Below are 11,764 nucleotides of genomic sequence, written 5' to 3'. Positions count from 1 at the left end.
AAATTTTGGAACGCCTGTTGCAGAACGGTTTCACAACATCGTGACGGCTGGAGCGGGTGTTTGCGCTCCAGCCGCGAAATGCCTTGCAATCAGGCGTTGGCGCCGCCATCGATGGTCAGCGCGGCGCCGGTGACGAAACGGCCCTCCGGGCCTGCCAGCCAGGCGACCATGCCGGCGATGTCCTCGGCCTTGCCGAAGCGCGGTGTCGCCATCTTCTGGCGCTGGTGTTCGGCATGCGGGCCGTTAGCCGGGTTCATGTCGGTGTCGGTCGAGCCGGGATGAACGACATTGGCGGTGATGCCGCGTGGACCGAGGTCGCGCGCCAGCGCCTTGGTCAGGCCGACCAGCGCCGCCTTGCTGGTTGAATAGGCGCCAAGACTGGTGTCGGTGACCCGCTCGGCAAGATTGCTGCCGATCGAGATGATCCTGCCGCCCTCGCCCATATGCGCGGCCGCCGCCTTCGAGGCGATGAACGGGGCTCTGAGATTAACCTCCATGGTTTCATCGAAATCGGCGAGCGACAGCGTATCGATCGGCGCGGCACGCCAGATGCCGGCGCTGTTGACCAGGATGTCGAGCTGGCCGAACGCCGTCACGGCGTCATCCACGGCCTTGTCTATGGCCACGGCATCACGGTTGTCGGCCTTGATCGCGATGGCGCGGCCACCCTTGGCCTCTATCTCGGCGACAACAGAGCGGGCCTGCTCCTCGCCATGCACATAAGTCAGCGCGACGCTGGCGCCGTCGGCCGCGAGCCGTCGCGCGATCGCAGCACCGATGCCGCGACTGCCGCCGGTGACGAGCGCGGCCTTGCCGCCCAGTTGGTTGGATGACATCGATTTCTCCTTTTTGTAATGATCGATACATATATATCTCTCAGCCTTGCCCGCCGGCGTCAACTGAATTATGTATCGATCAACACAGAAAAGAGCATCATGTCGGAACGAGGCCGCCCCCGCACCTTCGATCGAACCTCGGCGCTGCGCTGCGCGATGGAGGTCTTTTGGGCCCGTGGCTACGAAGGCGCATCGATGAGCGAGTTGACCGCCGCCATGGGCATCAACTCGCCCAGCCTCTATGCCGCCTTCGGCAGCAAGGAGGCGCTGTTCCTCGAGGCGACGGAGCTTTATTCGCGCACCGAGGGGGCCGACATCTGGCTGGCGCTTGAGGAAGCACCGACCGCGCGGCTGGCGATCGAACAATTTCTGTGCCTGACGGCGAAAGCCTATGCGCAGACCGATCGCCCGCAGGGTTGCCTGATCGCGCTCGGCGCGCTGCATCAGGACTCAAGCCGCGGCGCCATCTGCGACGATCTGCGTCGCCGCCGCGCCGAAAACCACAGCGCCCTGCGGAAGCGTCTAGAGCGCGGCGTCGCCGAAGGCGAACTGCCGGCGGATTTCGACTGCGCCGCCGCCGCGACCTTCTTCGCCACGGTTCAGCACGGCATGTCGATCCAGGCGCGCGACGGTGCATCGCACGTTGCCCTGCTGGCAACCGTGGCCGGGGCCTTGGCTGCCTGGAAGACAATGGCCGGTATCAACGCGGCGTGACAAACGCCGGCCGGTGTGCTCGAAATCCGGACTTGCCAGCAACACTGGGGCCAACAAGGTCGGGAGGGACGAGAGCGTGAAAAAGGGTTATCGCGAACTGCTGGACGAGGCCAACGCCGAGATCGAGGTGGTTTCGCCGGAGGAAGCAGCCGGGCTGCTCGACGATGAAGACACCATCTTCGTCGATCTGCGCGACCCTCGCGAGGTCGAACGCGACGGCAGGATTCCCGGCGCCAAACATGTCACCCGCGGCATGCTGGAATTCTGGATCGATCCTGAAAGCCCTTACCACAAGCCATTCTTCGCCTCGGGAAAGAGCTTCGTCTTCTTCTGCGCCGGCGGCTGGCGCTCGGCCCTGGCCACCAAGACGGCGCAGGACATGGGGCTTTCGCCGGTCAAGCACATCCTTGGCGGTTACACCGCCTGGAAGGCGGCCGGACTGCCGGTCGAACCAGGCGAGAAGAAGAAATAGGTCGACCGCCGCTCAATGCAGCAGCGACGGCTCTCGATGCATCACGAAGCCGACCGCGCGTTCGACCACACCCTTGTCCGCAAGGATACGGCGGTGGCCGAGCCCATCGGCCCAGTAAAGCCGCACATGGCCGCCGGCACCGGCGTAGCGCCTTGCATGATCGGCCGAGACCTCGCGGTCGTCCGGTGCGTGGATGACCAGGGTCGGCACCGGCGCGTGGGCAAGTTGGCGGTCGCCGGTGAATTCGTGCAGCGGCCGGCCGGAAAGATGTTCGACCCGGTCCGCCATGGCGGCTTGCGAGCGCGGGCCGACATTGAGCATGCGGCTGAAGTCGGCAAAGATTGCCGGCAGCGAACTGGGCGCCGCAATCAGCACCAGGCATCCGGCCGCCAGCGGCGGAATGTTCTTGACCGAGCCGGCGATGGCATTGGCGGCCACGGCGCCGCCGAAGGAATGACCGACCGCCGCCACGAAGGGACCGAACCACTCGCCGGCAACCCGCACCGCATCCACCGCATTGACCATGTTCAACCGCCGGCCCTGCGACTGGCCGTGGCCTGGCAGGTCAAGCGAAACAACCCTGTAGCCGGCGGCGCGATAGCCTTCGATCAATGCGCGCATATATTCGGTGCGCGAGCGCCAGCCATGGACGACCAGCACCGTGCCGGCGGCCGCCCTGCCCGGCTCCGGCCGGAACTCGTGCACCATGACGCAGCCGGTCGCGGTCTTCAGCCGGTGATGACGCGCCTCGGTCATGAACTCGGCAGCACGGTCGATGGCGCGGCGTTCGCCATCGCTGAGCGCCTTGACGCTCGGCGTGCGGCAGAACAATTCGAACGCCGCGCGCCCGGTCAGGCGTGGCGCGACACACTCGGCCGCACCAAACACGCCCCGGATGACCTTCAGCCCGAATGATGCCATAGTGAGAATCCATCCATACGTTCAAGCATGAACATAATAGTTCAAAGATGAACAATAAACAAGAGCTACCTTGGGACAACCCGCGTTTTCGCAACTGGGTCGCGGTGGCGCGTGCCTGCCATGTGCTGGAGCGCACGCTGGCGGTGAAGCTCGCGCCGCTCGACCTGAAGCCGGCGCAGCTCGACGTTCTGATGAACCTCTACCGCCATCCCGGCATGTCGCAGCACGACCTTGCCCGCAAGCTGCTCGTCGGCCGCTCCAACATCACCATGCTGCTGCCGCAGTTGGAGGCGCGTGGGCTGCTGCGCCGCGAAGGCGATGAAAAGGACAAGCGCATCTTGCGGCTTGCACTCACCGAGGCCGGCGAGGCGCTGCTGATGCAGGCGCTGAAAGTGCATATGGCGCTGATCGAGAAGGCGATGAGCCAGTCGACGCCGGAACAGTGCGACATGATCGGCGAGCAGATGCGCAAGATCTATGAGGTGCTGAAGGAGGCGTAACGGCCCTTCAGCCCAGACTTACCACATCGTCTTCTTCGCCCGCTCCGGCCATTCCTTGTCGTAGGTCTCGCCGTCGATATTCTTGCGGCTGGTGATTTCCAGGATCTGTCCGGGCGTCGGCAGCGACTTCGGGTCGACGTGCCTTGCCGGGTTCCAGAGTTCGGAACGGACAATGGCGCGGGCGCATTGGAAATAGACCGAATCGACATCGACGACGGTCACTGAACGGGCCGCCTTGCCGTCCACCGTGAATGACGCGCACAGCGTTGTATCCCTGGTGATAAGAGCGCGGCCATTGACGCGCAGCGTCGTGCCAGAGCCAGGCACCAGGAACAGCAGACCGACGCGCGGGTCGCGGATGATGTTTCGAAGTGAATCGGCGCGGTTGTTGCCGCGACGATCCGGCATCATCAGCGTTTTCGGATCTTGGATGCGCACGAAGCCGGCGAGATCGCCGCGCGGCGAACAGTCCAGCCCCTCAGGGCCACTGGTTGCCAGCGCGACGAAGGGTGAGGCTTCGATGAAGGCGGCATACTCTGGAATGACGTGGTCAAGTTCCTTGACCAGGGAAGCCTCGCCTGGAACGCCATAGAGCGCCTCGAGCTGCTCGACCGTGGTGATGACGGACATGTTTTCGTCTCCGAACCTTGCCGGCGCTACTCCACATCGATGACGCTTTGACGACGGCGTCGGGAGCATGATGCCGAAAAGTGTGAGCGGTTTTCGGACGACATCATGCTCTATCTCCTTACCCTAGCGGTCCCGGCTCAAGCCCTTTTCCGCAAGCTCGGCCAGATAGGCGTCCCAGCGTGCATCCTTCTCATGGCCGAGCGTGTGCAGGTAATTCCAGGTGAAGATACCGGTGTCGTGGAAATCGTCGAAGGTGATGCGGACAGCATAGTTGCCGACTGGCTCGATCTTCAGGATCGCCACATTGCGCTTGCCGGGAACCGTCACCCGCTGTTCGGGCGAATGGCCTTGCACTTCGGCCGATGGCGAGGCGACCCGCAACAACTCAGCCGGCAGTTCGAACGGCTGATGATCGGGAAAGGTGACGGACAGCAGTTTACGGTCCTTCGAGACCCGGAGTTCTTTCGGTGCGGTCATGATGTTCGATCCCGTGTCGTCCACCCTTCCCTACGCCGCTTCGCCAAACGGGAAAAGGCTCTTTGAGCCGACCGACATGCGATGTCGGCGCAGGAATGTTACCAAAGATCGAGAGGCGCTATCTTGAATGGCAGGCCGTATCGTATCACATAGCGGTATACAACGACGCCGTTCACGGCCACGGGAAGCGCTTGAAGCATGGACATGATCGATCCTTTCGGCCGCACGATCAGCTACCTCAGAGTGTCGGTCACCGACCGCTGCGATTTCCGTTGCACCTATTGCATGGCCGAGGACATGGCCTTTCTGCCGAAGAAAGACCTGCTGTCGCTGGAAGAACTCGACCGACTCTGCACGGTCTTCATCGAAAAGGGTGTCAGGAAGCTGCGGCTGACCGGCGGTGAGCCGCTGGTTCGCAAGAACATCATGCATCTGGTGCGCCAGCTGTCGCGGCATCTCGACAGCGGCGCGCTGGAAGAACTGACGCTGACCACCAACGGCTCGCAGCTGTCGCGCTTTGCCGCCGAACTCGCCGATCGCGGCGTCAAGCGCATCAACGTCTCACTCGATACGCTCGATGCCGACAAGTTCCACAAGATCACGCGCTGGGGCCATCTCGACAAGGTCATGCAAGGCATCGATGCCGCCCAGGCGGCCGGGCTGAAGGTCAAGCTCAACGCGGTGGCGCTGAAGGATTTCAACGACGCCGAGCTGCCTGAAATGATGCGCTGGGCGCATGGCCGCCACATGGACCTGACGGTCATCGAAACCATGCCGATGGGCGAGATCGAGGGCGACCGCACGGACCAGTACCTGCCACTGTCGCTGCTGCGCGCGTCGCTGGAACGCCAGTTCACGCTGACCGACATTCCCTTCAAGACCGGCGGCCCCGCCCGTTACGTCCATGTCGCCGAGACCGGCGGGCGCCTCGGTTTCATCACGCCGATGACGCATAATTTCTGCGAAAGCTGCAACCGCGTCCGGCTGACCTGCACCGGCACGCTCTACATGTGCCTCGGCCAGGAGGACGCCGCCGACCTGCGCGCGCCCTTGCGAGCCTCCGAAGGCAACGAGCTGGTCGCCGCGGCAATAGACGAAGCGATCGGCCGCAAGCCGAAAGGCCATGACTTCATCATCGACCGCCGCACCAGCCGCCCATCGGTATCGCGCCATATGAGCGTCACTGGCGGCTGACCTTGCCGCCGATCTGCCCAAGAATTGCCGTGCGGTCATCGACTTGGGGGCAAGACATGCGGCGGTTCTTTTCAATCGGGACGTTTTTCGCTGCGCTCGCGGCGAGCACCGCAATTGCCGCGCCGTTCACCTATGTGAACGAGCGCTTCGGCACCGTCTGCACCTTTCCCGACGATGTCTTCACCGATCGCCAGCCTGAACCGGACAATGGCGACGGACAGGTGTGGCTAAGCGCCGATGGTGCCAGCCTGATCTGCTCGGGCATCCTCAACGTCGACGACGACACGCCGAAAGGCTTTGTCGCAGCGGAGAAGGCAAGCCAGGAACCGGGCTACAAGGTCACCTACGGCAAGGCCGCAAAGGACTGGGCGGTGCTGTCGGGCTTGAAGGATGGAAAGATCTTTTACGAGCGGCGCCTGTTCGGCAAAGATGGTGTCATCCGCACGGTGTGGGTCGACTACCCGCCGGCCCTGAAGTCGAAATACGACCCGCTGGTGGGTGCCATCGCCGGCAGTCTCAAGGGGCCGTGAGGGTTCGGGGCTCTATGAGCATTTTCGGCCACACGGCGAACTAATCTGTATCCGCGATGGTCACCTGATTTACCGTGCGCCCGTTCCGGCCTAGCGTTCGCTCTGGGACGGTTTTCATCCAACTCGGGGGGAATATACATCGTGCACAAACTCGTTCTTTCTCTTGCATTGCTTGGTCTCGCGGCCGTGCCCGCGGCAGCCCAGTCGATCGGCGGCACCTATACCGTCGCCGGCACCAACTTCGATGGATCACCCTATGGCGGCGAGGCAACCATCGCGCTGACCAGCGGAACGACCTGCACGATCCACTGGGAGACGGGCGGCTCATCTTCCGATGGCATCTGCATGCGCAACGATGACGCCTTCTCCGCCGGCTATGTCATGGACAAGGATATCGGCCTTGTCGTCTACAAGGTGATGGACGACGGCTCGCTGCATGGCCTGTGGACGATCGCCGGCAAGGAAGGCAATGGCACCGAGGTGCTGACGCCGAAGAAGTAAGCTCTGCCGCCATTGCAGGGAGTCTCTGGGCCACAAACAACCCTGTGGCCCAGCCCTTTGCTGTTGCTGTTTCATCTCCGGCTGTTACAGGCTTGCTGCGAAGCGGAACCGGTAGTCGTCTTGCCCCTGTCTCCAAATCTTCGCGGCGCGTTGTTCATGGTGGTGGCGATGGCCGGCTTCTGCCTCAACGACGCCATCACCAAATACTCGTCGCAGTCGATGAACATGGCGCAGGTCATGTTGATCCGTGGCGCTTTCGCTTCGCTTTTCGTCGGCTTGCTCGCCTGGCAGCGCGGCGCGCTCGCCCGTCCAGGCTCGATGCTGCAGCCTTTGGTGGCCTTGCGCGTGTTCGGCGAGGCCGGCGCCACGGTGAGTTTTCTCGTCGCCCTCGCCCATCTGCCGATCGCCAATGTTTCGGCGGTGCTGCAGGCGCTGCCGCTGGCGGTGACGATGGGGGCGGCACTTGTCTTCGGCGAGACTGTCGGATGGCGACGCTGGCTGGCCATCGCCATCGGATTTGCCGGCGTGCTGATCATCGTGCGGCCTGGTTTCGAAGGGTTCAGCATCTACTCGCTGTCGGCGCTGGCCAGCGTCGCCTGTTGTGCGGTGCGCGATCTTGCCACCAAGCGGATCCCCAAGGCCATTCCGACATTGCTGGTGTCGACCGCCACCGCGCTGGCCATGACAATTGTCGGTGCGGCGCTGTTGTCGCCGATGGGCGGCTGGACACCGATGACGGGTAATGGCACGGCTCTGCTGGCATTGGCTGCGGTGCTGGTGCTGATCGGCTACCAGTTCATCATCATGGCGATGCGGGCGGGCGACATCTCCTTCATCGCGCCGTTCCGCTACACGGCCCTGATCTGGTCGATCCTGCTTGGCCTATTCATCTTCGCCGATATTCCCGATCTGCCGATGATCGTCGGCGCCACGATCATCATCGGCTCCGGCCTCTACGCGCTCTACCGCGAGCGGATCGTCGGCCGGCGAAAGATCGTTGCCGAAAGCACGGGACCGACCATGGTGCCCGACGGAATCTAGCCAGGTCACTTGAAGGTTCTTGTGATTTCCGGCGGCTGGCGTACAGGCTTCATGGCATGAAGCGAGACATTGCGGGGATCATTCTGGCCGGTGGCCAATCAAGACGGATGGGCGGCGGCGACAAGAGCCTGTTGCCGCTTGGCAGCGGCTGCGTGCTTGACCAGGTCGTCTCGCGCCTCAGCCCACAGATCGCCCCCCTGGCGCTCAGCGCCAATGGCGACCCGGCACGGTTCTCGCGCTTTGGCCTGTCGGTGCTTGCCGACACGGTGACCGGCTTTGCCGGGCCGCTTGCCGGAATCCTGACTGGCCTGGACTGGGCTGTTGCCAACACGGCTTGCAAGGCGATTGTCACCGCTGCCGGCGACACGCCCTTCCTGCCGCCGGATCTCGTCGAACGGCTGGCTGCCGCCAAGGATCAACGCCCCGCTGCGATTGCCGTCGCTTGCTCGGCCGGCAAGCGGCACCCGACCTTCGCGCTCTGGCCGATGGACTGCCGCGACGCCTTGCGGCACTTTCTGGTCGACGAGGACAACAGGCGGGTGTCGGCTTTCATCGACCGGAACGGTTTTGTCGATGTCGAATTCCCGATTCTGCAATCGGCAGGCCACCCGATTGATCCTTTCTTCAACATCAACGAGCCTGACGACCTTGTCCGGGCCAAGCGTCTGTTGCAGAGCATGAAACCATGAACAGACGCGTCTTCGGCATCACCGGCTGGAAAAACTCCGGCAAGACGACATTGACCGAAAAACTGGTCACCGAACTTGTCTGGCGCGGCTGGAAAGTGTCGACGGTGAAACACGCCCATCATGACTTCGACATCGACAAGCCGGGCGCCGACAGCTTCCGCCATCGGCAGGCCGGCGCCACCGAAGTGGCGATCGTGTCCGGAAACCGCTGGGCTTTGATGCATGAGTTGCGCGGTGAGGATGAGCCGACGCTGGAGGCTATTCTGTCGCGGCTTGCGCCTTGCGATCTGGTGCTGGTCGAAGGCTACAAGCGCGAAACCCACAGCAAGGTCGAAACCCGCCGGCTGGAAGCGAAGGACCGCACGCCGCTTTCGGCGGGTGATCCCAACATCGTCGCCGTCGCCGCCGATTTTGCGGTTGAAGGCGAGCACCTGCCGGTGTTCGACCTCGACGATGCAAAGTCGATAGCCGACTTCATCGAGCGCACCACGGGGCTCGTTGCTTGAGCGTTGACGCAGCGGCAGAATAGCCTTGCCCATTTTTGTGGTTTTGCAGTTGCTTTTTTCTTGGAAAGAGTGGGAGTATCGCGCCAGCGGGCGGTCAAAAGCACCGCCCCATAGAGCCGTTCGGAACGACGGCCGGGATCATAAAGAGAGGACCATCATGCGTATTTCACTGCGTATCGCGCTTGCCGCATCGGCCGCGCTGCTGACGCTCGGCGTAGCCCAAGCCCAGGAAAAGACCCTGAAGATCGGCACCGAAGGCGCCTACCCGCCATTCAACAATTTGACGTCAGACGGCCAACTCGTGGGCTTCGACATCGACATTGCCAAGGCGCTTTGTGATGAGATGAAGGTCAAGTGCACCTTCGTCGCCCAGGACTGGGACGGCATCATTCCCGCCCTCCAGGCCGGCAAATTCGACGCCATCGTCGCCTCCATGTCGATCACGCCGGAGCGCAAGGAGAAGGTCGACTTCTCGAACAAATACTACAACACGCCGTCGGCGATCGCCGTGCCCAAGGACAGCACGCTGAAGGGCGTGACCAAGGAAGATCTCGCCGGCAAGACCATCGGCGTCGCCACCACCACCACGCATTTCAACTATGCCTCGAAGACCTACACCGACAGCACCGTCAAGGGCTATCCGAGCAGCCCCGAGGAGCAGGCAGATCTCGCCAATGGTCGCCTCGATGCCATCGAGGACGATATCGTCGTGCTGCAGCAGTTTCTGGATTCGCCTGATGGCGCCTGCTGCAAGATTCTCGGCCAGCCTTCGCCGCAACCGGTCGAGATCTTTGGGCCTGGCGCCGGCATTGCCGTGCGCAAGGGCGAGACCGACCTGGTCAACAAGCTCAATTCGGCGATCGACGCCATCCGCGCCAATGGAAAATACAAGGAAATCAACGACAAGTACTTCAAATTCGACGTCTACGGCGCCGAGTCCTGATAAACCAGGGTCAAGACGGCGGGGAATTTCCCCGCCGTCTTTTTATTCGTCTCGGGAACACGTGGAGATAAGACCGGTCAATGCCAGCCCAGAGCATATGGACACTTCTCAGTTGGGGACCCGAAGGCTGGCTTGACGATATTGCCTATGGCGCACTGATCACCGTTGCGCTTGCGCTTGCCACCCTGCCCATCGGATTGGCGATCGGCTTTTTCATTGCACTCGCCAAGCAGTCCGAAGAACCTTCGCTGCGCCTTGCCGCCAACATCTACACCACGGTCTTTCGCGGCCTGCCGGAGTTGGTGACGCTTTTCCTGTTCTTCTTCGGCATGCCGATCCTGCTGCAGCATCTCGTCAGGTATTTCCGGCCGGACGCCACCATCGACGTCAACAGCTTCGTTGCCGGCATGATCGTGCTTGCGCTGATCTTCTCGTCCTATGCCAGCGAGGTTTTCCTTTCCGCTTTCCGCGCCATTCCCAAAGGCCAGTATGAGGGTGGCTATGCCATCGGTCTTTCGAACTGGCTGACCATGCGCAAGGTGATCGTGCCGCAACTGCTGCGCATCGCGTTTCCCGGCCTGGAGAACTGCTGGCTCAGCCTGCTCAAGGACACGTCTCTGGTATCGGTCGTCGGCCTGGCCGAGACGCTGCGCAATGCCAGCATCGCCGCCCGCGTCACCAAGCACGCTTTTCTGTTCTTCGGCGTTGCCTCCCTGGTCTTTCTTGGCCTGGCCGTCATGTCGTCCTTCGCCACCAGCGCAATTCTGCGCTCGCTTGGCCGGCGGGAGGCCCAGCGATGAGCGCCACAGCCACCATGGTCGAACGGCCCCCGCCACGGGCGCGCGGCTGGCCGCGCAGGCGTATCGTCGGTTATGCGCTGGTCTGCCTGTGGATTTTGTTCGGCCTCGGCATCGTCAGCTATCTCTATTTTGCCTGGAACGCCGAGTTCTTCGCCAAATATGCGCCGGCCTATTTGCGCGGGCTTGGGGTAACGCTCTCGCTGGTTTCCATATCGATGGTGCTCGGCGCGATGCTGTCGGTGCCTGTTGCCTATGGACGTATGTCCAGCAACCGGATCCTGTCCGGCCTCGCCTATTGCTACGTCTATTTCTTCCGCGGCACGCCACTGCTGGTCCAGACCTATCTGGTCTACTACGGATTGGGCTCGTTCCGCATCGAACTCCAGTCGGTTGGCCTCTGGGATTTTTTCAAGGACGCGTTCAACTGCGGTGTCTTTGCCTTTGCGCTCAACACGGCCGCCTACCAGGCCGAGATCCTGCGCGGCGCCATAGAGAGCGTGCCACGAGGACAATGGGAAGGCGCGGCCTCGCTTGGCCTGCACAAATTGCAGACGTTGCGCAAGATCATCCTGCCGCAGGCCTTGATCGTCGCCTTGCGGCCCTACGGCAACGAACTGATCCTGATGGTCAAGGCGTCCGCCATCGTCGCCATCATCACGGTCTATGATCTGATGGGCAATGCAAAGCTCGCCTTCGCCAACTCCTTCGATATTCAGGCCTATATCTGGGTCGCCCTTGTCTATCTGGTGATGGTCGAGATCTTGCGCCATGGCATCGAATGGATCGAGCGGCGGATCACCATTCACCTGAAACGCTGACCATTTTCAGTTCGGCTGCACCAGTCGATCTGGCCATGCGCGTCTTGACGAATTGAGCGCAGAGCCTAGAACGGTTCGTCGATTTATAGAAACGCCGAACCGCTCTATCTTCTTGTTTTGACGCAATTCCGGATGGAAAACCGCTTCACACTTTTCCTGGAATTGCTCTGGAGCTTTCGCAGCAAATTTCGT

Annotated in this window: 16 protein-coding genes; 12 read left to right on the top strand and 4 right to left on the bottom strand. The window is 62.2% G+C overall.

What is annotated here, in order from left to right:
• Nucleotides 1-89 precede the first annotated feature (89 nt).
• Nucleotides 90-836 carry a 3-oxoacyl-ACP reductase family protein gene (locus ASD99_RS15950; RefSeq protein ID WP_056587734.1) on the bottom strand — a complete coding sequence of 249 codons (747 nt, stop codon included), beginning with the start codon at nucleotides 834-836 and terminating at the stop codon, nucleotides 90-92.
• Nucleotides 837-935: 99 nt separating this feature from the next.
• Here ASD99_RS15950 and ASD99_RS15945 point away from each other — a divergent pair, with 99 nt between their 5' ends.
• Together ASD99_RS15945 and ASD99_RS15940 are read left to right on the top strand one after the other, a co-directional pair.
• Nucleotides 936-1,550 carry a TetR/AcrR family transcriptional regulator gene (locus ASD99_RS15945; protein ID WP_056587847.1) on the top strand — a complete coding sequence of 205 codons (615 nt, stop codon included), beginning with the start codon at nucleotides 936-938 and terminating at the stop codon, nucleotides 1,548-1,550.
• 76 nt (nucleotides 1,551-1,626) lie between these two features.
• A complete protein-coding gene (locus ASD99_RS15940; RefSeq protein WP_056587731.1) occupies nucleotides 1,627-2,022 on the top strand; it encodes a rhodanese-like domain-containing protein in 396 nt (131 codons plus the stop codon).
• A gap of 12 nt (nucleotides 2,023-2,034) precedes the next feature.
• Here the strand turns inward: ASD99_RS15940 and ASD99_RS15935 are convergent, their stop codons facing one another.
• Nucleotides 2,035-2,943 (bottom strand): alpha/beta hydrolase, encoded by a 909-nt coding sequence (locus ASD99_RS15935; RefSeq protein ID WP_057144236.1) that lies wholly within the window; start codon nucleotides 2,941-2,943, stop codon nucleotides 2,035-2,037.
• 47 nt (nucleotides 2,944-2,990) lie between these two features.
• Between ASD99_RS15935 and ASD99_RS15930 the strand changes: the two genes are divergently transcribed.
• Entirely contained in the window at nucleotides 2,991-3,443 is a 453-nt protein-coding gene (locus ASD99_RS15930; protein ID WP_056587725.1) for a MarR family winged helix-turn-helix transcriptional regulator, read from the top strand.
• Between the two features lie 18 nt (nucleotides 3,444-3,461).
• On the opposite strand, the gene ASD99_RS15925 is transcribed toward ASD99_RS15930, so the two are convergent.
• The gene (locus ASD99_RS15925) at nucleotides 3,462-4,073 is read right to left on the bottom strand and encodes a pyridoxamine 5'-phosphate oxidase family protein (RefSeq protein WP_057144235.1); all 612 of its coding nucleotides are present in this window, start codon (nucleotides 4,071-4,073) and stop codon (nucleotides 3,462-3,464) included.
• A gap of 123 nt (nucleotides 4,074-4,196) precedes the next feature.
• Complete coding sequence (locus ASD99_RS15920; protein WP_056587844.1) at nucleotides 4,197-4,550, bottom strand: gamma-butyrobetaine hydroxylase-like domain-containing protein; 354 nt, start codon at nucleotides 4,548-4,550, stop codon at nucleotides 4,197-4,199.
• Between the two features lie 198 nt (nucleotides 4,551-4,748).
• Between ASD99_RS15920 and moaA the strand changes: the two genes are divergently transcribed.
• The 9 genes from moaA (at nucleotide 4,749) to ASD99_RS15875 (ending at nucleotide 11,572) form a co-directional block, all read left to right on the top strand.
• Nucleotides 4,749-5,744 (top strand): GTP 3',8-cyclase MoaA, encoded by a 996-nt coding sequence (gene moaA / locus ASD99_RS15915; RefSeq protein ID WP_057144234.1) that lies wholly within the window; start codon nucleotides 4,749-4,751, stop codon nucleotides 5,742-5,744.
• 56 nt (nucleotides 5,745-5,800) lie between these two features.
• Entirely contained in the window at nucleotides 5,801-6,274 is a 474-nt protein-coding gene (locus ASD99_RS15910) for a hypothetical protein (RefSeq protein WP_056587716.1), read from the top strand.
• 141 nt (nucleotides 6,275-6,415) lie between these two features.
• Nucleotides 6,416-6,775 carry a hypothetical protein gene (locus tag ASD99_RS15905; protein ID WP_056587712.1) on the top strand — a complete coding sequence of 120 codons (360 nt, stop codon included), beginning with the start codon at nucleotides 6,416-6,418 and terminating at the stop codon, nucleotides 6,773-6,775.
• A 120-nt stretch (nucleotides 6,776-6,895) separates the two neighbouring features.
• Complete coding sequence (locus ASD99_RS15900; RefSeq protein ID WP_056587710.1) at nucleotides 6,896-7,816, top strand: DMT family transporter; 921 nt, start codon at nucleotides 6,896-6,898, stop codon at nucleotides 7,814-7,816.
• 56 nt (nucleotides 7,817-7,872) lie between these two features.
• Nucleotides 7,873-8,505, top strand: coding sequence for a molybdenum cofactor guanylyltransferase MobA (mobA, locus tag ASD99_RS15895; RefSeq protein ID WP_056587701.1), 633 nt, complete (start codon nucleotides 7,873-7,875; stop codon nucleotides 8,503-8,505).
• Entirely contained in the window at nucleotides 8,502-9,011 is a 510-nt protein-coding gene (gene mobB / locus ASD99_RS15890) for a molybdopterin-guanine dinucleotide biosynthesis protein B (protein WP_056587699.1), read from the top strand. Before mobA ends, mobB begins: the two co-directional genes overlap by 4 nt.
• Before the next feature lie 157 nt (nucleotides 9,012-9,168).
• Entirely contained in the window at nucleotides 9,169-9,954 is a 786-nt protein-coding gene (locus tag ASD99_RS15885) for an ABC transporter substrate-binding protein (RefSeq protein WP_056587696.1), read from the top strand.
• An 80-nt stretch (nucleotides 9,955-10,034) separates the two neighbouring features.
• Nucleotides 10,035-10,754 carry an ABC transporter permease gene (locus ASD99_RS15880; protein ID WP_056587693.1) on the top strand — a complete coding sequence of 240 codons (720 nt, stop codon included), beginning with the start codon at nucleotides 10,035-10,037 and terminating at the stop codon, nucleotides 10,752-10,754.
• The gene (locus ASD99_RS15875; RefSeq protein ID WP_056587691.1) at nucleotides 10,751-11,572 is read left to right on the top strand and encodes an ABC transporter permease; all 822 of its coding nucleotides are present in this window, start codon (nucleotides 10,751-10,753) and stop codon (nucleotides 11,570-11,572) included. The genes ASD99_RS15880 and ASD99_RS15875 overlap by 4 nt, the downstream gene beginning before the upstream one ends.
• Nucleotides 11,573-11,764 lie beyond the last annotated feature (192 nt).

The organism is Mesorhizobium sp. Root695 (assembly GCF_001428185.1).
Taxonomy (GTDB): Bacteria; Pseudomonadota; Alphaproteobacteria; order Rhizobiales; family Rhizobiaceae; genus Mesorhizobium.
Note: the sequence above shows the minus strand (reverse complement) of the source record. Positions and strands in the feature narration are given on the sequence as shown.